18 protein-coding genes are annotated in these 23,198 nt (G+C 63.0%); 7 read left to right on the forward strand and 11 right to left on the reverse strand.

Annotation, left to right across the window (positions count from 1 at the left end; all coding sequences use genetic code 11):
• Positions 1–151: 151 nt before the first annotated feature.
• The 4 genes from ACQZ5H_RS28275 (at position 152) to ACQZ5H_RS28290 (ending at position 5,472) form a co-directional block, all read left to right on the forward strand.
• Positions 152–1,573 carry a phosphomannomutase gene (locus ACQZ5H_RS28275; protein WP_449099651.1) on the forward strand — a complete coding sequence of 474 codons (1,422 nt, stop codon included), beginning with the start codon at positions 152–154 and terminating at the stop codon, positions 1,571–1,573.
• 31 nt (positions 1,574–1,604) lie between these two features.
• Positions 1,605–3,032: a mannose-1-phosphate guanylyltransferase/mannose-6-phosphate isomerase gene (locus ACQZ5H_RS28280; protein ID WP_449099652.1), complete on the forward strand. Its 1,428-nt coding sequence runs from the start codon at positions 1,605–1,607 to the stop codon at positions 3,030–3,032.
• Positions 3,033–3,130: 98 nt separating this feature from the next.
• Complete coding sequence (locus tag ACQZ5H_RS28285; protein WP_449099653.1) at positions 3,131–4,447, forward strand: UDP-glucose dehydrogenase family protein; 1,317 nt, start codon at positions 3,131–3,133, stop codon at positions 4,445–4,447.
• Positions 4,448–4,449: 2 nt separating this feature from the next.
• Positions 4,450–5,472, forward strand: a complete 1,023-nt coding sequence (locus ACQZ5H_RS28290; protein WP_449099654.1) for an NAD-dependent epimerase — start codon at positions 4,450–4,452, stop codon at positions 5,470–5,472.
• On the opposite strand, the gene ACQZ5H_RS28295 is transcribed toward ACQZ5H_RS28290, so the two are convergent.
• The 6 genes from ACQZ5H_RS28295 to ACQZ5H_RS28320 form a co-directional block, all read right to left on the reverse strand.
• Complete coding sequence (locus ACQZ5H_RS28295) at positions 5,469–7,256, reverse strand: putative bifunctional diguanylate cyclase/phosphodiesterase (RefSeq protein WP_449099655.1); 1,788 nt, start codon at positions 7,254–7,256, stop codon at positions 5,469–5,471. The genes ACQZ5H_RS28290 and ACQZ5H_RS28295 overlap by 4 nt on opposite strands.
• 186 nt (positions 7,257–7,442) lie before the next feature.
• A complete protein-coding gene (locus ACQZ5H_RS28300; RefSeq protein WP_449099656.1) occupies positions 7,443–8,336 on the reverse strand; it encodes an NAD(P)-dependent oxidoreductase in 894 nt (297 codons plus the stop codon).
• Entirely contained in the window at positions 8,333–9,319 is a 987-nt protein-coding gene (gene denD / locus ACQZ5H_RS28305; protein ID WP_449099657.1) for a D-erythronate dehydrogenase, read from the reverse strand. The genes ACQZ5H_RS28300 and denD overlap by 4 nt, the downstream gene beginning before the upstream one ends.
• Positions 9,320–9,461: 142 nt before the next feature.
• Positions 9,462–12,659: an efflux RND transporter permease subunit gene (locus ACQZ5H_RS28310; protein WP_449099658.1), complete on the reverse strand. Its 3,198-nt coding sequence runs from the start codon at positions 12,657–12,659 to the stop codon at positions 9,462–9,464.
• A 232-nt stretch (positions 12,660–12,891) separates the two neighbouring features.
• The gene (locus ACQZ5H_RS28315; protein ID WP_449099659.1) at positions 12,892–14,079 is read right to left on the reverse strand and encodes an efflux RND transporter periplasmic adaptor subunit; all 1,188 of its coding nucleotides are present in this window, start codon (positions 14,077–14,079) and stop codon (positions 12,892–12,894) included.
• Positions 14,080–14,127: 48 nt separating this feature from the next.
• On the reverse strand, positions 14,128–14,940 hold the full coding sequence (locus ACQZ5H_RS28320) for an alpha/beta hydrolase fold domain-containing protein (RefSeq protein WP_449099660.1): 813 nt from the start codon (positions 14,938–14,940) through the stop codon (positions 14,128–14,130).
• Between the two features lie 165 nt (positions 14,941–15,105).
• On the opposite strand from ACQZ5H_RS28320, the gene ACQZ5H_RS28325 reads away from it, so the two are divergent.
• Complete coding sequence (locus ACQZ5H_RS28325; RefSeq protein ID WP_449099661.1) at positions 15,106–16,017, forward strand: LysR substrate-binding domain-containing protein; 912 nt, start codon at positions 15,106–15,108, stop codon at positions 16,015–16,017.
• Between the two features lie 234 nt (positions 16,018–16,251).
• Here ACQZ5H_RS28325 and ACQZ5H_RS28330 read toward each other — a convergent pair whose 3' ends face one another.
• Entirely contained in the window at positions 16,252–17,154 is a 903-nt protein-coding gene (locus ACQZ5H_RS28330; RefSeq protein ID WP_449099662.1) for an SDR family oxidoreductase, read from the reverse strand.
• Positions 17,155–17,229: 75 nt separating this feature from the next.
• Positions 17,230–17,970 carry an SDR family oxidoreductase gene (locus ACQZ5H_RS28335; RefSeq protein ID WP_449099663.1) on the reverse strand — a complete coding sequence of 247 codons (741 nt, stop codon included), beginning with the start codon at positions 17,968–17,970 and terminating at the stop codon, positions 17,230–17,232.
• A 118-nt stretch (positions 17,971–18,088) separates the two neighbouring features.
• On the opposite strand from ACQZ5H_RS28335, the gene ACQZ5H_RS28340 reads away from it, so the two are divergent.
• On the forward strand, positions 18,089–19,006 hold the full coding sequence (locus ACQZ5H_RS28340; protein WP_449099664.1) for a LysR family transcriptional regulator: 918 nt from the start codon (positions 18,089–18,091) through the stop codon (positions 19,004–19,006).
• On the forward strand, positions 19,003–19,590 hold the full coding sequence (locus ACQZ5H_RS28345) for a DNA-3-methyladenine glycosylase (RefSeq protein ID WP_449099665.1): 588 nt from the start codon (positions 19,003–19,005) through the stop codon (positions 19,588–19,590). Before ACQZ5H_RS28340 ends, ACQZ5H_RS28345 begins: the two co-directional genes overlap by 4 nt.
• On the opposite strand, the gene ACQZ5H_RS28350 is transcribed toward ACQZ5H_RS28345, so the two are convergent.
• The 3 genes from ACQZ5H_RS28350 to ACQZ5H_RS28360 are packed head-to-tail and all read right to left on the reverse strand — an operon-like array spanning position 19,591 to position 22,822.
• Positions 19,591–21,135 carry a DHA2 family efflux MFS transporter permease subunit gene (locus tag ACQZ5H_RS28350; RefSeq protein WP_449099666.1) on the reverse strand — a complete coding sequence of 515 codons (1,545 nt, stop codon included), beginning with the start codon at positions 21,133–21,135 and terminating at the stop codon, positions 19,591–19,593.
• 12 nt (positions 21,136–21,147) lie between these two features.
• A complete protein-coding gene (locus ACQZ5H_RS28355) occupies positions 21,148–22,365 on the reverse strand; it encodes an HlyD family secretion protein (protein WP_449099667.1) in 1,218 nt (405 codons plus the stop codon).
• The gene (locus tag ACQZ5H_RS28360; protein WP_112720030.1) at positions 22,358–22,822 is read right to left on the reverse strand and encodes a MarR family winged helix-turn-helix transcriptional regulator; all 465 of its coding nucleotides are present in this window, start codon (positions 22,820–22,822) and stop codon (positions 22,358–22,360) included. Before ACQZ5H_RS28360 ends, ACQZ5H_RS28355 begins: the two co-directional genes overlap by 8 nt.
• Between the last annotated feature and the right edge of the window lie 376 nt (positions 22,823–23,198).

Consider the following 23,198-nt stretch of genomic DNA (forward strand, 5'->3'; position numbering starts at 1 on the left):
TGCTGTCCCGTTCTCGCCGAACGAGCTCTATGTGGCTCGAAAAGGGAATTCGGATGTAATTTAGCGATCCCTGCGGATCAAAATTTACGAAGTCCCGGTAGTGTGTTGATAATCGCCGACGGATTCAAGCGCTGGCTAGGGCTTATTCAGAATGAAATTTGGAACAAGTGGACTGCGCGGCCTCTCCGCCGATCTCAAGGGACGGGCCTCGGCGCTCTATGCGGCGGCCTTCGGTCATTACCTGCTGGAAAGCGGACGCGCCAAGGCGGGCGACCTGATCCTGCTCGGCCGGGATTTTCGCGATTCCAGCCCGGAGATTGCGCAAAACTGCACGGCTGCACTGACCGCCCTCGGCTTTCGCGTCGCCGATTGCGGCACCGTCCCGACACCTGCACTGGCGCTTTACGGCCTTCATGAGAAGGCCGCGAGCCTGATGATCACCGGCTCTCATATCCCCGCCGACCGCAACGGCATCAAGTTCTATCGGGCCGACGGCGAAATCGACAAGGCGGACGAAGTGGCGATCTCCGAGAGAGCCGCAAAGCTCGACGCCTCCTATGTCATGCCGCAGGCAACCGCGAGCGCGCTCGACCACGCCGCCGTCTGCGCCGAAGGCTTCTTTGCCCGCAACGCCGCGATCCTGCCCGCCAAGGCGCTCGCGGGTCTCAGGATCGGCGTCTACCAGCACAGCACCGTCGCTCGCGACATGCTGATCGAGCTGCTCGCCCATTACGGCGCCGACGCCATCCCGCTCGGCCGCTCCGAGACCTTTATCCCCGTCGACACCGAAGCCGTCTCGGCCGAAACCATCGATCTCCTCAAGGGCTGGGCCGCGGCCCACAAGCTCGATGCCATCGTCTCGGCCGACGGCGACGCCGACCGGCCGCTGGTGGCCGACGAAACAGGCACACCGCTGCGTGGCGACCTCCTTGGCCTGATCTCGGCGAAGGTCCTGAATGCGGCCGTGGTCGTCACCCCCGTCACCTCTAACTCGGGCATCGAAACCACCGGAAGCTTCGCGGTCACCCGCACCAGGGTCGGCTCGCCCTTCGTCATCTCCGGCATGCAGGAAGCCGTTGCCGCCGGCAAGGACCGCGTCATCGGTTTCGAGGCCAATGGCGGAACGCTGACCGCATCCGAATTCCAGCTGAATGGCGCCGCCCTCGCCCCGCTGCCCACTCGCGACTGCTTCCTGCCGATGCTGGCGGTGCTGTCGCTTGCAGCCTCCGAGCGCAAGCCGCTTTCGGCGGTCGCCGCCTCCTTCGCATTGCCCGTTGCCGCGGCCGACCGTCTGGAGAATTTCCCGGTCGAGACCAGTGCTAAACTGATGGCCTATCTGCGCCAATCGCCTGACAACCTCGCCGAATTCCTGAAGCCGATCGGCGAACCGGACAGGACCAGCGACATCGATGGCCTGCGCGTAACGCTTAAGGATGAACGCATCATCCACTTTCGGCCCTCCGGTAACGCACCGGAAATGCGCTGTTATGTGGAAGCAAAAGACGAAGCGGCGGCAGCCTCGCTTCTGGATGCTGGCCTGAACCGCATCCGGCAGTGGGCCAACGCGAATTGAACCAAGACCTACGACCGCAAGGAAACACCTTATGACGCAGAAGATCGTTCCCGTGATCATGGCCGGCGGCAAGGGCACGCGCCTGTGGCCGCTGTCGCGCGCATCAGCGCCGAAGCAGTTCATCCAGTTCATCGGCGACCGCACGCTGTTCCAGGAAACGCTCGCCCGCGTCTCCGACCCCGCGATGTACGAGGCGCCGGTCGTCCTGACCAACGAGGAATTCCGCTTCCTGGTGGCCGAACAGGCGCGCGAGCTCGGCCATGAGTTGAAGGCGATCCTGCTGGAGCCGTCCGCCCGCAATACCGCACCCGCCGTTGCCGCCGCCGCCGTGCTGATTGCCGATCTCTTCGGCAAGGACACGCTGATGCACGTCCTCGGCTCTGATTACGAAATCGTCGCCGACCAGAGCTATTTCGACAGCGTACGCGCCGCCGAAGCGACGGCCGCCAAGGGCAAACTCGTCACCTTCGGCATCGAGCCGACCGAAGCTGCGACCGGCTACGGCTATATCGAAGGCGGCGAGAAGCTCGCGACGGGTGCGCTCAGCGTCAAGCGCTTCATCGAAAAGCCGCCGCTTGCCAAGGCCGAGGAGATGCTGGCCGCCGGCGGCTTCTACTGGAACTCCGGCATGTTCATGTTCCAGGTTTCGGCCCTGCTTTCCGAGATGCGCGACTATGCGCCCGAAGCGCTGCGCGCCGCCGACGACGCGGTTTCCAAATCCGCCCGCGACCTTGACTTCATCCGTCTCGACGCCAAGGCCTTCGCCAAGGCGCCGAACATCTCGATCGACTATGCGATCATGGAAAAGACCGCCAACGCCGCCGTCGTCCCCTCGCCCTTCAAGTGGTCGGATCTCGGCAGCTGGGACAGCGTCTGGAAATCCGGCAAGCGCGACGAGCACGGCAATGTCGCGACCCAGAACACCACGCTGATGAACAGCCATAACTCGCTGGTCATGAGCCATGGAGTCCACCTCGCCGTCCAGGGCATGGACGACATCGCCGTCATCGCCAGCGAAGACGCCGTCTATGTCGGCCGCCTGCAGGACAGCCAGAGCGTCGGCGATATCGTCAAGACGCTGGCCGCGCTGCCGAAGACCGCGAAGCTCACCGAAACGCACCCGACCTCCTACCGCCCCTGGGGCGGCTATACCTCGATCCTCAACGGCGACCGCTTCCAGGTGAAGCGCATCTTCGTCACCCCCGGCAAGAAGCTCTCGCTGCAGAAGCACCATCACCGCTCCGAGCACTGGATCGTCGTCAAGGGCACGGCCGAGGTGACGATCGGCGAAAACGTCCAGATGCTGCGCGAAAATGAGTCCGTCTATATCCCGCTCGGCGAGGTCCACCGCCTTGCCAATCCGGGCAAGATCGTCCTCGAACTCATCGAGGTCCAGACCGGCTCCTATCTCGGCGAAGACGACATCATCCGCATCGTCGACGAGTTCGGACGCAACTGACAGCAGCGCTTGTCTTGAACTTATGACCTTCACTCTGTAACACGGTCGCGTTCTGCCACTGGCGGGACGCGACCGTTTTCAGGATGAAAGTTACCCCCATGCGTATTGTTATGATCGGTTCTGGTTACGTCGGCCTCGTGTCCGGCGCCTGCCTTGCGGATTTCGGCCACCACATCACCTGCGTGGACAAGTCCGAAGCCAAGATCGATGCCCTGGAGCGCGGCGAAGTGCCGATCTTCGAGCCGGGCCTCGATGCGATCATTGAGCATAACCGGGCGGCCGGCCGCCTCGACTTCTCCAAGGATCTGGCAGCCCCGGTTGGCGCCGCCGACGTCGTCTTCATCGCCGTCGGCACGCCGTCGCGCCGCGGCGATGGTCATGCGGACCTGAGCTACGTCTATGCCGCAGCCCGCGAGATCGCCGCTGCCGTCACCGGCTTCACCGTCGTCGTCACCAAGTCCACCGTTCCCGTCGGCACCGGCGACGAGATCGAGCGCATCTTCCGCGAAGAATTCCCGGGCAAGGATATCGCCGTCGTCTCGAACCCCGAGTTCCTGCGCGAAGGTGCCGCGATCACCGACTTCAAGCGCCCCGACCGCATCGTCATCGGCACCGAGGACGCCCGCGCCACCGAAGTCATGCGCGAAGTCTACCGCCCGCTCTATCTCAACGAGGCACCGCTCTATTTCTGCGAGCGCCGCACCTCCGAGCTGATCAAATATGCCGCCAACGCCTTCCTCGCGATGAAGATCACCTTCATCAACGAGATCGCCGACCTCTGCGAGCAGATCGGCGCCGACGTGCAGAAGGTCGCCAAGGGCATCGGCATGGACAAGCGCATCGGCGACAAGTTCCTGCATGCCGGCCCCGGCTACGGCGGCTCCTGCTTCCCGAAGGATACGCTGGCGCTGGTCAAGACGGCACAGGATTTCGACAGCCCGATGCGGCTGATCGAAACGACGGTCGCCATCAACGACAACCGCAAGCGCGCCATGGGCCGCAAGGTCATCGCCGCCTGCGACGGCAGCGTGCGCGGCAAGAAGATCGCCGTCCTCGGCCTGACCTTCAAGCCGAACACCGACGACATGCGCGATGCGCCCTCGATCACCATCATCCAGGCGCTGCTCGACGGCGGCGCGGCCGTTCACGCCTACGACCCCGAGGGCATGGAAGCCTCCAAGGGCATGCTCGGCCCGGTCGTCTATGGCAAGGATCCCTATGAGATCGCCGAGGATGCCGACGCGATCGTCATCGTCACCGAATGGGACGAATTCCGCGCTCTCGACTTCAAGCGCCTGAAGACCACGGTCAAGACGCCCACGATCGTCGACCTGCGCAACATCTACCCGGCCGCCGAAGTCAGCAAGCACGGCTTCAGCTACTTTGCCGTCGGCAAGAAGAGCGAGAAGAAATAAGCATGCATTATTTCATCACCGGCACGGCAGGCTTCATCGGCTTTCATCTGGCCCGGCGCCTGCTGCAGGATGGGCATCAGGTCACCGGCTTCGACGGCCTGACACCCTATTACAACGTCAAGCTCAAGCATATGCGCCATGCGGCACTGGCGCAGTTCCCGTCGTTCACTCCGGCAATTGCCATGCTGGAAGACCGGGAAGCGCTTGAGGCGGCTATGGATGCCGCCAAACCCGACGTCTTGATCCACCTCGCTGCCCAGGCCGGTGTCCGCTACAGCCTCGAAAACCCGCGCTCCTACCTGAGCTCGAATGTCGATGGCTCCTGGAACATCCTGGAACTTGCCGGCAAGCATAAGGTCAAGCACCTGATGCTCGCCTCGACCTCCTCGATCTACGGCGCCAACCCCGACGTGCCGTTCCGCGAAACCGACCGCGCCGACGAGCCGCTGACCATCTATGCCGCGACGAAGAAGTCGATGGAACTGATGGCGCACAGCTATTCGCACCTCTACAAGCTGCCGGTCACCGCCTTCCGCTTCTTTACCGTCTACGGCCCCTGGGGCCGCCCGGACATGGCGCTCTTCAAGTTCGTCAAGAACATGCTCGAAGACCAGCCGATCGAGATCTACGGCGAAGGCAAGATGAGCCGTGATTTCACCTATATCGACGATCTCGTGGAATCGATCGTGCGCCTTTCGGCGGTCATCCCGGCCGAAGACAACCGCGTCGGCGACACTGGGGTCGAGACCCTGTCGCGTCAGGCGCCGTTCCGCGTGGTCAATATCGGCGGCGGCCAGCCCGTCAGCCTGATGGACTTCGTCCAGACCGTCGAGCACGCTCTTGGCCAGTCCGCCAAGCGCACCATGCTGCCGATGCAGAAGGGCGACGTTCCGCGCACCTTCGCGGCCCCGGACCTGCTCGTGGCACTGACCGGCTACAAGCCGGAAACAACGCTGGACAAGGGCGTGAAGGCTTTCGTCGAGTGGTATCTCGAAGCCCGCGCCGACATGGAAATCCCGGCCTAGCGGCCGCTGGCGCCAGGCGTGGCATGATTGCGGGCGCGCGGCGAGATCAGCCGCGCGATATCCGCGGCCTGCGCCGGATAGCCGAGCGCATAGCCCTGCAGCGTATCGCAGCCGATCGCCGTCAGCACCTCGGCATGCCCTTCCGTCTCGACGCCTTCGGCGATGACTTCGACATTGAGCGCCTTCGCGATCTCGATGATCGAGCTGACGACGCGGTGCTGCTCTTCGGATTCGACGATATTGTTGACCAGCTGCCGGTCGATCTTCAGCCGCTTCGGGCGCAGTCGCGCAAGGCCGATCAGCGAGGCATGGCCGGAGCCGAAATCGTCGATCTCGATATCGATGCCCATCGTCTTGATCCGGTCGATATTGGCAAGCAGCCGGTCGTCGGAATCGTCGAGGAAGATCGTTTCCACCAGTTCGAACGACAGCGCGCCCTGTGGGATATTCAGCGCTTCGAGATTGGCAAGCAACGCGGGATCGAAGAGCCGCGGACCGGAAATGTTGACGGCAACCCGCGGCACCGTCGCACCCTGGTTCTGCCAGTCGAGGCGGTCTTCCAGCACCTTGCCGAGGATCGCAGCATCGATCTGCGCCGCCAGGCCCGCCTCGTCGGCAACCTTCAGGAAGACGGCGGGCGACAGCACGCCCTTCTCAGGATGCGCCCAGCGCGCCAGGGCTTCGAGGCCAGCGATCTCGCGCGTCTTGGCGTCGAGCTGGATCTGGTAATAGGGAATGATCTCGCCGCGTTCCAGCCCGAGCTTCAGCTCTTCGGCGAGCCGCCGCTTGCTCTGCAGATCCTCCTGCAGCTGGCGGCTGAAGAACTCGATGCGATTGCGGCCGAGCCGTTTTGCATGGAAAAGCGCCAGATCGGATTCCGTCAGCAGGTTGCGCGAGCTGCGGCCGTTGTTCCAGGCAATGCCGACCGAGGTGCCGGATTGCAGAAGCTCCTGGCCGAAGCGGATCTTCTTGCTGAGGCGGCGCTGCAGATCGGCAGCGATCCGCTCCAGCTCTTCCCTGCCCGCAAAATTCCAGAGGATGATGACGAACTCGTCGCCGCCGACGCGGGCGACCATGCCGTTTGCCGGAATACCCGCGGTGATGCGCAGCGCGGAGGTGCGCAGCACCGTGTCGCCGGCGGAATGGCCGTGGCTGTCGTTGATCTGCTTGAACTGGTCGAGATCGAGATGAAGGACGGCGAGCGACGAGACCGACTTGTCGCCATGCAGTTCGGCAAGACGCTTGTCGGCAAGACGGCGGTTCGGGAGTCCCGTCAGGTAATCGTGCTCCGCCGCATATTCGATCCGAGCGTTGCTCTCTTCGAGCGCCCGGGCGCGCGCCTCGGCGACCATGCGCTGGCGCTGCAGCTCGGCATTGAGCTCGACGTCGGCGGTGACATCCCATTCGGCACCGATGAAGGACGGCGCGCCCTCCTCGCTCAGGAAGAAATGCGCGCGCGAACGCAGGTGGCGGATTTCGCCATTCGGCCAGATGATGCGGAATTCGGAGTTATAGGCGCCGCGGCGCGCGATCGCGTCGTCGAACTCGGCGAAGGCGCGCTCCTTGTCGTCAGGGTGAATGGAGTTTTCCCAGATGGAGGTCGGCACCGCCCGGGTGTCCTGGCCCGTCTGGTAGATGCGATGCATCTGCGCGTCCCAGAGAATTTCGCTCTTGCGGACATCATGCTCCCACACGCCGATCTGCGACGCATCAAGCGCGAGCTCGAGGCGCCTCAATAGATCCTGAAATTCGCGTTCCGACCGGGTCGGTTTGTTATGGGGCAATGCAGTTCAACCTAACAGCGGCATTCGCCGTTCATACTACCTTCTCAAAGCCCGATTAACGAAGCCTTTTACGTATTATCGAACTAGTTACTAGGTGAACTGTTCCTTACGCCTGTCACAAAAGCGCTCATGGGTTGTGCCGCGGCGATATTTTCGCGGCGGCACAAAATGCCTCAAAACGGGCGTTCAGGCCTTCCCGGTGCCTGCCGCATGCTTCTCCTCGAAATGCTTCAGGAGGCCGCTGTGGTCGACATCGCCACCGCCATTGCCGACGAATTCCGCAAATTCCGCCCGCACCGCCTCCGTCAGAGGCAGGGTCAGCGACAGGCTCTCGGCGACTGCCAGAATATTGTTGAGATCCTTCAGCTGCAGCTTCGATGGTCCGCCATTGCCGTAGTTCCGCTCCACCATGCGCTGGCCATGCAGATCGAGAATGCGGCTCTCGGCAAAACCGCCGCGGATGGCGTTGCGGAAGGCTTCGCGCGAACCGCCACCAGCTTCCACCAGCATCATCGCCTCGGCCACCGCGCCGATGGTGACGGCGACGATCTGCTGATTGCCGAGTTTGGCAAGCTGCCCGGTCCCGTCAGGCCCGACATGGGTGACGCGGCCAAGCGGCGCGAAGACATCGGCAAGCTCGGCAACGACGGCGCCATCACCGCCCGCCATGATCGCCAGCGTTCCGGCCGCCGCACCGACGACACCGCCGGAAACCGGCGCGTCGAGATGGCGGATGCCGCGCTCGGCGAGCCGTGCCGCATGATCGCGCGCCGCCTTCGGCGCGATCGAGCTGCAGTCGATGACGGTCGCGCCCCGCGCCAGCACGTCGGCAACGCCCTGCCGGAAGAGCACGTCCTCGACGGCATTACCGTCTGTGAGCATGGTGAAGACGACATCCGCGCCTTCAGCCGCCTCTCGGGCGCTACCGGCCACACGCGCGCCGTCTGCGGCCAGTGGTGCGGCCTTGCTGCCATCGCGGTTCCAGGCCGCAAGCTCAAAGCCCGCGCCGAGCAGCCGCCGCGCCATCGGGGCGCCCATCAGGCCGGTGCCGATAAAGGCGATCTTGCGCGTCGTGGTCATGGAATGCGTCCTCCAAGCTCGTCGTCGATGTGAATGCGGATGATCTCGTCGAAGGAGCTGTCGGCACTGAAGCCGAGCGCGCGCGAACGCTTCGCCTCGAAGGCCTCCGGCCAGCCCGAGACGATGCGCATGATCAGTTCGTCCGGTTCGCGGCGGATGAGCTTCACCGCCTTGTCGCCCGCCACACGACGCAGCGCCTCGATCTGCTCTCCGACCGTGGCGCTGACGCCGGGCATGGTGAGGCTGCGCGCAGCACCGAGCGGTGCAAGATCGATCCGCGCCGCCTGCAGCAGGAAGCCGACGGCCGAGCGCGGCGACGCGTGCCAATGGCGCACGGTATCGGGCACGGGCAGCACTGCCTCCTGCCCCGCCAGCGGCTCACGCAGGATGCCGGAAAAGAAGCCTGAGGCCGCCTTGTTGGGCTTGCCCGGACGAATGCAGATCGTCGGCAGGCGGATGCCGATACCATCGAGGAAACCGCGGCGGCTGTAATCGGCGAGCAGCAGCTCGCTCATCGCCTTCTGCGCGCCATAGCTCGTCAGCGGCGTCTGGTGGAAATCATCGGGGATGACCTTCGGGAAGGGCGAACCGAACACCGCCAGCGACGAGGTGAAGACGACGCGCGGCTTGTAGCCATCCTCGGCATTGGCAAGCCGGATCGCTTCGAAGAGTTCGCGGGTGCCGTCGAGATTGATGCGGTAGCCCTTCTCGAAATCGAGCTCCGCCTCGCCCGAGACGATCGCCGCCAGATGGAAGATCACATCGGGACGCCCCACGACGATCTTCGCCGCCTCGCCGGGCGTGGAAATATCGGCAGCCCAGGCTTTGACCGTTCCTTCGAAGCCCGCCGGCCGCTCCGGCTCGATGACATCGACCAGCGACAGAGCCGCGATTTCGTGGCCATCCAGCCCCTTGTCCTTGACGAGGCGGGCCGTCAGCTTGCGGCCGACCATGCCGGCCGCACCGATAATGGCAATATGCATTGCAATCCTCCGCTTCTCGCAGCGTCGGCCTCTCTCCACCGACGTACGTTCATCAAAGACATACCCCCCTGACGGGGTGATGCAAATGAAAAAGGCGGGACCAAATGTCCCGCCTTGCTCTGTCTCTTTCATTGGCTGCCGCTTACTCGGCTGCGACCTTCATATGGTCTTCTTCATCCACCGGATGATTGTCGTTGTGCTGGATGAGCGGACGGTTGCCCGCCAGCCTGCGCAGCAGCACATAGAAGACCGGCGTCATGAAGATGCCGAAGAAGGTGACGCCGATCATGCCGGAGAACACCGCGACACCCATGGCGGCGCGCATTTCGGCACCCGCACCCGTCGATGTCACGAGCGGCACGACACCCATGATGAATGCCATGGAGGTCATCAGGATCGGGCGAAGACGCAGGCGGCTTGCCTCGATCGCAGCCTGAACCGGCGTGCGTCCCTCGAACTCCAGCTCGCGGGCGAATTCCACGATCAGGATCGCGTTCTTCGCCGAGAGACCCACAAGGACGACAAGGCCGATCTGCGTGAAGATGTTGTTGTCTCCACCGGTGAGCCAGACACCCGTCAAGGCGGCAAGCACACCCATCGGCACGATCATGATGATCGCCAGCGGCAGCGTCAGGCTTTCATACTGCGCAGCCAGCACCAGGAACACCAGCAGCAGGGCAAGCGGGAACACGATGATGCTCGAGTTGCCGGCGAGGATCTGCTGGTAGGTGAGATCCGTCCATTCGAAGTCGATGCCCGACGGCAGCGTCTCCTTCAAGATCTTCTCGATCGCAGCCTGCGCCTGGCCGGACGAGAAGCCCGGTGCCGGACCGCCGTTGATATCGGCAGCGAGGAAGCCGTTATAACGGTTCGTGCGTTCCGGACCGGTCGTGGCATCGACTTTCAGCAGGGCCGAAAGCGGGATCATCTGGCCCGATGCCGAACGGACCTTCAACTGGCCGATGTCTTCCGGCTGGGCACGGAACTTGGCATCGGCCTGCACACGGACGCTGTAGGTGCGGCCGAAGGCGTTGAAGTCGTTGACATAGAGCGAACCGAGATAGATCTGCAGCGTCTGGAAGACGTCGGTGACGGAAACCCCGAGCTGCTCGGCCTTGGCGCGGTCGAGATCGGCATAGAGCTGCGGCACGTTGATCTGGAAGCTCGAGAAGATGCCTGCGAGTTCCGGCGTCTGGTAGGCCTTGGCGAGCACGGCCTTGGTCGCCTCGTCGAGAGCCTGGTTGCCGAGACCGGCGCGGTCCTCGATCTGCAGCTTGAAGCCGCCTGTCGTGCCGAGACCGTTGACCGGCGGCGGCGGGAACATGGCGATAAAGGCATCCTGGATGGCACCGAACTTCTGGTTCAGCGCCATGGCGATCGCTCCGCCGGAGAGATCAGGCGTCTTGCGCTCCTCGAAATCCTTCAGCGTCACGAAGACGATGCCGGCGTTGGACGAGTTGGTGAAGCCGTTGATCGACAGGCCCGGGAAGGCGATCGCGTTGGCGACACCCGGCTGCTTCAGGGCGATATCGGTCATCCGCTTGATGACGTCTTCGGTACGGTCGAGGCTGGCGGCATCCGGCAGCTGTGCGAAGCCGATCAGATACTGCTTGTCCTGCGACGGCACGAAGCCGCCGGGCACTGCGGTGAACAGGCTGTAGGTTGCCCCCACCAGCGCCAGATAGATGACCATCACGATGCTCTTGCGCGACAGGAGACCGCCGACGCCCTTGCCATAGGCATTCGAGCCCGAGCCGAAGGCACGGTTGAAGCCGCGGAAGAACCAGCCGAAAATGGTATCCATGAACCGCGTCAGCCAGTCCTTCTTCGCACCGTGGCCCTTCAGGAGAAGGGCGGCAAGTGCCGGAGACAGCGTCAGCGAGTTGAAGGCCGAGATGACGGTCGAGATGGCGATCGTCAGTGCGAACTGGCGGTAGAACTGACCGGAGAGACCCGAGATGAAGGCGAGCGGCACGAAGACCGCGACCAGCACCAGGGCGATCGCGATGATCGGACCGGACACTTCCTTCATCGCCTTGTAGGTGGCGGCCCGCGGGCTGAGACCCGCCTCGATGTTTCGCTCGACGTTTTCGACGACGACGATCGCGTCGTCGACGACGATACCGATCGCCAGCACCAGCCCGAAGAGACTGAGCGCGTTGATCGAGAAGCCGAAGGCATACATCACGGCGAACGTACCGATAATCGACACGGGGACGGCGATCAGCGGAATGATCGAGGCACGCCACGTCTGCAGGAAGATGATGACGACGAGCACGACGAGCGCGATGGCTTCGAGCAGCGTGTCGATGACCTTCTCGATCGAAGCGCGAACGAACTTCGTCGTATCGTAGACGATCTCGTACTTGACGCCTGTCGGCATCGCCTTCTGCAGTTCCTGCATCGTCGCATTGACGTTGTCGGCGATCTGGATGGCGTTGGAACCAGGAGCCTGGAGCACGGCAACGGCAACGGCCGGCTCGCCGTCGAGCAGCGAGCGCAGCGTATAGTCGGCCGCGCCGAGCTCGATGCGGGCAACGTCGCGAAGGCGGGTGATCTCGCCGTTGGCGCCCGTCTTGACGATGATGTTGCCGAATTCCTCGGGCGTGCGCAGACGGCCCTGGGCATTGACGTTCAGCTGAAGATCGACGCCCTGCGGGCTGGGCGACGCACCGATGATACCGGCGGCCGCCTGAACGTTCTGGGAGCTGATCGCATTGCTGATGTCGCTGGCGGCGAGATTATGCTCGGCAGCTTTCTGCGGATCGATCCAGACGCGCATCGAATAGTCGCCGGCACCGAACACCTGCACCTGTCCAACGCCCTCGATGCGGGCGAGGCGGTCCTTGATGTTCAGGGTCGCATAGTTGCGCAGATAGGTGATGTCGTGATCACCGCCGGTCGAGACGATATTGACGACCATGATGAAGTTCGGCGAGCTCTTGACGGTCGTCAGACCAAGCGCGCGAACTTCGGCCGGCAGGCGCGGCTCGGCCTGCGACACGCGGTTCTGAACCAGCTGCTGGGCCTTGTCGGGATCGGTGCCGAGCTTGAAGGTGACGGTGACGTTGAGAACGCCGTCCGATGTCGCCTGGCTCGCCATGTAAAGCATACCTTCGACGCCGTTGATCTGTTCCTCAAGCGGTGTCGCCACAGTTTCGGCGATGACCGAGGGGTTGGCGCCGGGATAGGTGGCGCGCACGACGATCGACGGCGGCACGACCTCGGGATATTCCGAGATCGGCAGCGAACGCAGGCCGATCAAACCTGCGACGACGATCAGAACCGACAGCACGCCGGCAAAGACCGGCCGGTCGATAAAGAATCTGGAGATGTTCATATCAAAGCCCTCTCCGGGGTGAACATGGATGCAACGTCCCGCTCCGGCAGCCTGGGAGGCCGCCGGTGGGTGGTATGAATGTGTAGAAAGACCCTCTCTGGCCTGCCGGCCATCTCCCCCACGAGGGGGGAGAAGATCCGCTGCACCGTCTTGCCCAATCGTGGCTTCGGCGGTTCGGCAGGCTAGCCCTCCCCCTTGTGGGGAGGGGTTGGGGAGGGGTCTTACGCCGCGATCAGTTGGTCGCGACCTTCTCTTCCATCTGCGGCGCGACGACAGCGCCCGGACGGATGCGTTGCAGGCCGTTGACGACGATCTTTTCGCCGGCCTTCAGGCCGTCTTCGACGACACGCTGGCCGTCATAGATCGCGCCGAGCTTGACCTGGCGGTAGCCGACCTTGTTCTCGCCATCGACGACGAAGACGAACTTCTTGTCCTGGTCGGTGCCGACGGCGCGGTCACTGATGACGATCTTGTTCTCGGCCTTCGGCTGGCCCATGCGCACCCGCACGAACTGGCCGGGGATCAGCTTGCCGCCCGGATTGTCGAAGACGGCGCGAACGGCGATCGTGCCGCTCGCAGCGTCGACGACGTTGTCGACCAGCTGCAGCTTGCCCTTGATCGGCGTGCCCTCATCGGCAAGCGTGCCGACTTCGACCGGGATCTGCTCGACGGCAGGCAGGGCGCTATCGGTTGCCGGAAGCTCCGAGAGAGCCTTGGTGACCATCTCTTCGCTGGCGTTGAAGCTTGCGTAGATCGGATCGACGGAGACCAGCGTCGTCAGCTCGGGCGATGCCGAACCGGCGGCGACGAGGTTGCCGGCGGTGACTTCGATCTTGCCGATGCGGCCGGAAACCGGAGCCCGCACCTGCGTATAATCGAGGTCGAGCTGGGCGGACTGCAGGGCTGCCTGAGCCGAACGCAGACCTGCCTGCGCTTCGGCCAGCGTGCTCTGACGCTGATCGAGATCGCTCTGCGAGATCGTACGGTTGTCGGAAAGCTTGCGGCCGCGATCGAGCTCGGTCTGCGCCAGGCTGACCTTGGCATCGGCAGAGGCCACCTGGCCCTGTGCCTGCGCCACGGCTGCCTGGTACGGTGCCGGATCGATGGTGAACAGCAGGTCGCCAGTCTTCACCAGCGCGCCTTCACGGAAATGCACGGACTGGATCGCACCCGCAACGCGGGGACGGACCTGAACGCGGTCGACGGCTTCGAGACGGCCCGAGAAATTTTCCCAGGCGGTCACGTCACGGTTCTGGACTAGGGCGACGGTGACCGGCACAGCGGGAGCCTGTGCGGGTTCCGAAGCGGCGGTCGCGACCGTGCTCATCGGCAGTTCGAAAAAGATGGCAGCGGCTGAAACAGACGCAGCAAGGCCTAGGCCGGCGCCCACGAGGGCCCAGCGCTTCGTTCTGGACGTCATCGGTATCTCTCCTTGCGGCCTCAACGGCCGCTCATTCACAACAAGACTTCAATGCAATTGGGGTTGGAGGCTTAACTCGCGGATGAAGCTTCCGAACTCGCGGCTGATGGTCGCCTGCCAGTCGGACACTCCGTCCGTTTTCCCGCCGTAGAGTGACGGCCAGCCCTTCCCGGCGGGGAAAACGTGCTGGCGAACCGAAACTTCCGCCTTCTTGAGACGCGCGGCGTAGCCGAGGGTCTCGTCGCGAAGCGGGTCGTCTTCTGCTGTCATGATCAGCGCAGGCGCGACACCCGAAATCCGCGAGCAGAGGCACGGCGCCGCATAGGGGTGACAGCCGCCGCCGCTCAGATAATGGCTCCAGCCCTCGGTCCAGCGCTGGCGCATGCCGATGCCATCGGCCTTGCGGATCGACGACGTTCCCATGAAGGGATCGAGCAGCGGAGAAATCAGGATCTGGCCGTTCAGCGCATTGGCGTAATGGTCACGGGCCTTGAGCGCGACACCGGCGGCGATATTGCCGCCCGCTTCCTCGCCTGCCACCAGCAGCAGCGAATTGCGGTCACCGAGACCTGACGCCCGCTTGTTGGCCATGTAGGAGAACAGCGAATAGCCGACTTCGAGCGGCTTCGGGAAGACGCCGCCGAGCGGCGCGTTGTAATCGGCAACGACGACGATCGCACCGGCATTGGCAATGCTCTCGGCAACCGGATTGTCGAGAATGCCCGAGCTCTGGAAAGCGCCGCCGTGGAAATACAGCACGATGGGCGAACCCTTGCCGTATTCAGCACCCTGATAGACGCGCGTAGAGATGGGGCCGATGGCCACCTTCTCGAACACCATGTCTTTCACCTGCACCGTCATCGGACTTGTATTCCTGTTAGCTGCATAACACATGACGAAACGCCACGGCTTGCCAAACTTGTAAAAAACATATTGTTATTCAGGCCACGGAATAAGAACCGCCATTCTGATTACACTGTTCCGTATTTCGAATAATATCGCAGTGCAAACTGTGGAGATCCCATCATGGACCAGCTCTCGGCAATGCGCGCCTTCATCCGCGTAGTGGAGACGGGTAACTTTACACGGGCTGCCGACACCCTGTCGATGCCTAAGGCGACCGTGACCAATTTGATCCAGGGCCTCGAGGCCCATCTGCGCACCAAGCTGCTCAACCGTACGACGAGACGCGTCATGGTCACGACCGATGGCGCGCTCTATTACGAGCGTGCCTCGCAGATCGTCTCGGAACTGGAAGAACTGGACGGCAGCCTTTCCAATTCCCAAAGTCTTCCGACGGGCCGCTTACGTGTTGAAATGGCAGGGGCTTTTGCCGATTCCATCGTCGTCCCGGCGCTCTGCGACTTCTACCAGAAATATCCCGATATCCGCATCGATCTCGGCGTCGGTGACCGCACCGTCGACTACCTCGCCGAGAATGTCGACTGCGCACTGCGCGCCGGCACGCCGGCCGATCAGTCATTGATCGCCAGGCGTGTATCCGAGCTCGAAATCATCACCTGCGCGGCACCGCTCTACATCCAGAAATTCGGCGAGCCGGAACGGCCTCAGGATCTCGAAAACGACCATTACACGATCAACTATTTTCGCGCCCAGACGGGCCGCGCCCTGCCCTTCGAATTCGACCGCGACGACGAACATCTGGAGATCACGCCGCGCTACATGCTGGCCGTCGACGACGGCAGAACCTTCATAAGCGCGCTGACGACGGGATTGGGAATCGGGCAGACGCTGCGTTTCATGGCCCGCGACGCGATCAAGAAAGGTGAGCTGATCGAGGTTTTGCCGCAATGGTCGCGCGAGCCGATCCCGCTTTACATCGTCTATCCACCGAACCGTCACTTGAGCAACAAGGTCCGTGTCTTCGTCGACTGGATGGTGAAGCTGCTGGCCGATGCGCGGCTGAACGATCCCTGAAAATGAAAACGGCCCGGAAGGGAGGGAAACCTTCGACGGGCCGTTTTTCATCGACTTTGAATTACGGGGCCAGCCGCGTCACCAGGGGAAATGACCCGGCAGGCCTTGGAGGTGGGCTTCGGAACGGAGACTTTCCGTCGCCCCTTGCCCAATAGATATAAGCCCTAATGCGAACTTTGTAAGGCGTTTGATTCGCATAGCAGTGTTCGCAAAAATGCAACAATCAAGTCCGGATCAGCCGATGACGGCGGGTTTCAGTAGGTCGTCGAGACCGACCCGGTAGAAGAGTTCGGCCCGGACGCGATCGGCGACGCCGTTGACGATCTCCGCCCCATCCTGCGACGGATCGATATGGACGCGGAACGGGCGCTTTCCGAACGGCTTTCCGACGACATCGACGATGGCGCGGGCAACCTCTTCCGGATCGGCATCGGCGGGTTCCAGTGCCGCCAGCCCCTGCAGCGCCTTGTCCGATATGCCCTTATACGGGCCTTCCAGATATTCGGCGGCGCGGGCCGCATCGGCCGGCGAGCCGGAATGGGCGAAGTGATTGGTGCCCTTGGTGAAGGCGCCGGGCACGATGATCGAGGTCTCGATACCCCAGCGGGTCAGCTCGCTGGCATAGGAGACGGCAAGCGAATCCATCGCGGCCTTGGCGGCGAAGTAAGGTGCCAGGAACGGCGGCGTGCCGCCACGGGTGCTCGATGAGGACACCCAGACAATCAGACCCCTGCCCTGTTTGCGCAGCTGTGGCAGGGCGGCGCGGTTCAGCCGCTGGGTCGAGAGAACGTTGATGTCGAAAAGCTCGGCATATTGCTCCGGCGTAAAGGCCTCGGCCGGGCCAAAGGACATGTGGCCGGCATTGTGGACGATGACGTCGAGCCGCCCGTTCTCGGCAACGATGGTCTCGATGGCCTGCGCGATCGAGGCATCGTCCGTGACATCGAGTTCGACGCTGCGCAGATCGGCATTGTTTTCCTTCGCGAAGGCGGCGGCATCGGCAACGGCCTTGGCATTGCGGGTCGTGGTGGCGCGGATGCCGGCATAGACGGTGTGCCCCGCCTTGGCGAGCGCCCGTGCGCTCATGGCACCGAAGCCGCTGGATGCACCGGTGACGACGATAACTTGCTTGCTCATTGTCCTGCTCCTTGTTCAATCGGTTGGGGGATAGTCGCGGGAGTGGGAGGCGGGCGCTGCCGCCTCCTGGATTGTTCAGATCAGGCCGCCATTGGCGCGCAGCACCTGGCCGTTGATCCAGCCGCCATCGGGACCGGCGAGGAACGACACGGCAGCTGCGATATCCTCGGGCGTGCCGAGACGCTCCAGCGGGTTCGCCTTCGCCATACGGGCGACGAGCTCTTCGGACTTGCCGTTCAGGAAGAGGTCGGTGGCGGTCGGTCCGGGGGCGACGGCATTGACGGTGATGCCGCGGCCGCGCATTTCCTTGGCCATGATGCCGGTCATGGTTTCGACCGCAGCCTTGGTTCCGGCATAGACGGCATAGCTTTCGAGCTTCAGGCCAACGACGCTGGTCGAGAAATTCACGATACGGCCACCGTCGCGCAGGCGCTTGGCAGCTTCCCGCAGCGTGTTGAACGTGCCCTTCAGGTTGACTGCGATCTGCCGGTCGAAATTCTCGTCGCTCGCCTCGGCAAGCGTCGAAAGCATCATGATGCCGGCATTGTTGACGAGGACGTCGACGCCGCCGAAGGCAGCTTCCGCCGCATCGAACATCCGGCGCACGGCCTCGGCATCGCTGACATCGGCCTTCGCCGTCAGCGCCTTGCCACCCGCGGCCTCGATCTTGCCGGCCAGTTCTTCGGCGAGTGCCGCATTGCCGGAATAGTTGATGACGACGGTAAAGCCGTCCTTGGCCAAACGTTCGGCGATTGCCGCGCCGATGCCGCGCGATGCGCCCGTAACGAGAGCGACCTTGTTGTCCTGACTAGCCATCTTCAGTCTCCTTCATGGATCCGCGCCGCAGCGCCGTTTCGATGAGGGGAAGATGCACCTATCTTTCTTTCGGATAATCAGGCATTCTTCGGCATCACTATCCGGATAAAGCGAACAAATGGACAGGTTTGATGCCATGCGGGTCTATTCCCGCGTCGTGGAGCGCCGCAGCTTCACCGCCGCCGCCGAGGATACCGGCCTGCCGCGCTCGACGGTGACCGACGCGGTGAAGCAGCTCGAAGCGCGCCTCGGCGTGCAGCTTCTGCAGCGCACCACTCGCCATGTCAGCCCGACGCTCGATGGCGAAGCCTATTACCAGCGCTGCCTGTCGATCCTGGCCGATATCGAGGATGCCGAAGGCGCCTTTGCCGGCGCCAAGCCGAAGGGCATGCTGCGCGTCGATGTTCACGGCACGCTCGCCCGCCATTTCGTGCTGCCGAGCCTGCCGTCGTTTCTGGAGACCTATCCCGATATCGAATTCTACATGAGCGAGGGCGACCGGCTGGTGGATCTGGTGCGCGAAGGCATCGACTGCGTGCTGCGCGTCGGCGTTCCGCAGGATAGCGACATGGTGGCGAGGCGCGTCGCCATGCTCGAGGAGATCACGCTGGCCTCACCCGCCTATCTCGACCGCCACGGCATGCCCGACCATCCAGACAGGCTGGACGGCCACCGCATGGTCGGCTTCCGCTCCTCGGCGACGGGAACACTGATGCCGCTGGAATTCACCGTCGACGGCAAGGTGCGCGAGATCACCATTCCGGCGACCATCTCGGTCAACGCCGCCGAAAGCCTGCACGCCGCCGCCCGCTGCGGGCTCGGCATCATCCAGGTGCCGCGCTATCACATCGAGCGCTACCTCGCGAGTGGCGAACTCGTGCAGATCCTCAAGGATTATCCCTTGACGGAAACGCCGGTCTCGCTTCTCTACCCCCGCAACCGCCAGCTTTCGCCACGCGTGCGCGTCTTCATCGACTGGCTGGTGAAGATCTTCGCGCAGCACCGGCGCGATACGGGCAACGAGGGCGTCAGTTGAATAAAGAGGGATCGATCGGCACCGCAGCGCTTGCAGGCGATACGCTGCGCGGCTTCTTCGAGCGCGATGCGATAGCGGTGGCGCGAGACCTGCTCGGCTGCCTGCTGCTGGTCAATGGCGCCGGCGGCAGGATCACCGAGACGGAAGCCTATTTCCCCGACGACGAGGCCTCGCACAGCTTCCGCGGCCCGACCAAGCGCAATGGCGCCATGTATGGCACGCCCGGCAATGTCTATATCTACCGCATCTACGGCATGTACTGGTGCCTGAACTTCGTCTGCACGCCGGGCTCGGCGGTGCTGATCCGGGCGCTCGAACCGGAAACCGGCATCGCCGAGATGGCTGAGCGCCGCGGCACCGACCAGTTGACCGCGCTCTGCAGCGGCCCGGGCAAGCTCTGCCAGGCCCTCGATATCAGCATCGCCATCAACGACCGGCCGCTCGACCGCGAGCCCTACGCGCTCTTTCCCTCCGCCCCTGTCCCCATCGTCTCCGGCAAGCGGATCGGAATTACGAAAAATGCCGAAGCACCATGGCGCTTCGGCATTCAGGGATCGCGTTATCTCAGCAAGCCGTTCAGGTAATTATTCCATCACAGCCGCATGATCCATCGGCTCCTGAACCACCTTCGGCTTGCGAAGCAGGAAGACCAGCGGCATGACGGCGAGCGACATCAGCATCAAGAGCTTGAAGTCGTCCATATAGGCGATGATCGTCGACTGCAGCGTGATGACGTCGTTGAGCGCCGCACGCCCGGCCGCCGTCAGCGGGCTCAGCCCCTGCGCCGCCGTCGCATTGAAGGCATGGTTGAACGGCGTGACATAGGCGGCGATCGACTCGTGATTGCTCTGCGTATTCTCGACGATCAACGCCGAAACCACGGAGATACCGACCGACGAGCCGATGTTGCGCGACAGGTTATAGAGCCCCGTGCCATCGCCGCGCATCTGGGCCGGCAGCGTCGAGAAGGCCATCGTCGTCAGCGGCACGAACAGGAAGCCGAGGCCGGCACCCTGGATGAAGCCGACGGAAACGATCGTCCACTGCGAGACATCGGGCGTCCAGCCGGTCATGTCGTACATCGCCCAGGCCGTCAGTCCGAGACCGAGCGCCAGCAGCCAACGTGAATCCACCTTGCCGATCAGCCGTCCGACGATGAACATGCAGAGCATCGTGCCGAGACCGCGCGGACCCATGACGATACCCGCGGTGATAACGGGATAGCCCATCAGCGTCTGCAGGTAAGGCGTCATCAGCGCCAGCGAGGCGAGATAGGTGATGCCGATCACGAAGATGAAGATCATGCTGACGGTGAAGTTCTGGTCGAGGAAAAGCCTCGGATTGACGAAGGATTTCTCCGACGTCAACGTATGCACGACCAGCAGATAGAAGGCCGCCGCACAGACGATCGCCTCGATCACGATCTCGCCCGACGAGAACCAGTCGAGCTGTTCGCCGCGGTCGAGGAAAAGCTGCAATGCGGCGATGAACAGGCTCATCATCCCGAAGCCGAACCAGTCGAGCTTCGCCAGCGCATCCCTCTTGGTCTCGGTCACGAAGATGACGATCCCGGCAAAGGCCAGCGCCCCGATCGGCACGTTGATATAGAAGACCCAGCGCCAGCTGATATTGTCGGTCAGCCAGCCGCCGATAACAGGCCCGAGAACCGGGCCGACCATGACCGAGACGCCGAACAGCGCCATGGCCGAGCCGCGTTCTTCAGCCGTGTAGATGTCGAGCAGGATGCCCTGTGACAGCGGCACCAGCGAGGCGCCGAACAGGCCCTGCAGCAGGCGGAAGGCGACGATCTGGTTCAGCGATTGCGCCAGGCCGCAAAGGACCGATGCAGCGACGAAGCCGACGATCGCCGTCAGCAACACGTTCTTGCGGCCGAACTTAGCGGCAAGAAAGCCCGATGGCGGCGTCATGATCGCGGCGGCGACGATATAGGAGGTGAGAACCCAGTTGATCTGGTCGGCGGAGGCCGAGACGCTGCCCTGGATATAGGGCAGCGCAACGTTGGCGATCGTCGTATCCAGAGCCTGCATGATGACGGCCAGGATGACGCAGGCCGTGATCGCGCCGCGGTTGGCGACAGGTGTCGCCGGGCTTGCGGGAGCGTTGCTCATGGAAGTTGTCCGTTACTGGTGGCTGGTCTTCCGGCCAAGCAGGTTGTTGACGAAATCAGGCAGGCCGCGGGCATGGCCGGTATCGACATCGACGACCGTACTCATGCCGACGCGAAGCGGCGGCTTGCCCTGCTGATCCTCGATGCTGACGCGCATCGGGATACGCTGGACGACCTTCACCCAGTTGCCCGTGGTGTTCTGTGCCGGCAGCAGCGAGAAGCTGGAACCCGAAGCCGGGCTGATGCTCTCGACCTTGCCCTTCCAGGCAACGCCCGGATAGGTGTCGACATAGACGGTCGCTTCCTGGCCGGGCTTCACATAGGTCAGCTCGGTTTCCTTCGGGCTCGCGGCAATCCAGAGATTGTTGGTCGAAACCAGCGAGAAGGCCTGCTGCGAAGCCTGCAGGTAGGAGCCGACCTGCAGCGCGTTGACATTGGTGACGACGCCGTCGAACGGAGCCTTGACGACGCTGTGGTCAAGCTCGCGCTGGGCATTGTCGACATTCGACTTGGCCTGCAGGTAGAGCGGATTTTCCTCGACCGGCTGGTCGGCATTGCCGCCGAGCTGTGCGAGCGTCGTGGACGCCTCGGCCTTGGCGACCGAAACCTTCTGCTGCGCGACCTCGAGATTGTGCTTGGCTTCGTCATAGGCCGACTGCGTGGCACTGCCGTTGTTGACGAGGTTCTGCTGGCGGTCGAACTGGTCCTGGTAGTAGGGCAGATCGGCCTCGGCCTGGGTGATCTCGGCCAGCGACTGCTGGTAGCTCGCCTTCAGATTGGCAATCTGGTTGCGCTGAACGCCGAGCTGCGCCTTGGCGCCGTCGAGAGCGATCTTGAAGGTGTCGGACTGCAGGTTGAACAGCACCTGCCCGGCCTTCACCGTCTCGTTTTCATGAACATTGATCTTGTCGACGATACCCGAGACGTCGGTGGTGATGCCCACCATGTCCGCCTGGATATACGCATTGTCGGTCGACATGACCTGGCCGCCGTTCACATAGTAATAGCCGCCGACGACGAGAGCGACCGGCAGCAGTGCGAACAGAACGGGGCGCGTGAGGCTGCGCCGGCGGCGGACCGTGGTGCCGCCAGGCGCAGCGACAGCGGTAGCGGGCGCTGAATTGGATGAAGGCGCTTCTGCTACCGTTTCTTGCGTCTTTGCAGTTTCGATATCTTCGGCAGGCTTTGCGTTGGCATCAGCGACAACGCGGAGGGAGGATTTATCAGCCATGGCTTTGCTCTTTATCGGCGACCGGTGTCCGGCACGCCTGTACTAGGTTCGTCTTCATTTCGGACAGGATGTTGAAAAGGGCTTCGCGCTGTTCCGGCGTCACGCCTTGCAGTGCCTCGGCCCGGGTCAGATCGCCCAGCTCGCGCATTTCGGCGAGGATGGGATGGGCAGCTTCACGCATGTAAAGAAGCCAGATGCGCCTGTCCGTCGGATGTTGACGGCGCTCGATAAGGCCGCGGTCTGCGAGCTTGTCGAGAATGCGCACCAGCGTGATGGGCTCGATTTCGAGAATCTCGGCGAGTCCACCCTGATGAATGCCCTCGTTATTCGACAGATAGGCCAGCGTTTGCCACTGCGAGCGCGTCAGGCCCAGGCATTTCGCCCGCTGCTCGAACCGCTTGCGCAGCAGCCGGGCAACGTCGTGAAGAAGGAAGCCGAGGGTCGGGTTGGAGTTCATAAACTGTGCCAGCTATTAATAAGTGTGCTTATAATGTCTGTAGATATATTGAGCATGTGCAGCGCACAAGATCAGCCGGCTCAGATTCTGCAGATGCGGCTAAAATGCCGCAGCGGAGCGTTAAGCGAAGATTGATTTTCGTGCCGCATCCGCCCCCGCTGAGAGCTCTGCAACCGGCCACGAAAGAACGGTCGAGATGCAACCCATTGTCGTTTGCAATTTCCGGCAAGTGCCGCTTATAGTGCCGTTTCAGATGGTTAGCCCGGGACGAACCGGGCGGCTCGATTATTGGCCTGGCGCACTCAGCGCATTGAATGGAAGTGCAGACGCGCCCGCCGCGTTTGAAGCAGTGGATATGAGACGCATCATTTCAGCA

Source organism: Rhizobium sp. 21-4511-3d (assembly GCF_053522545.1).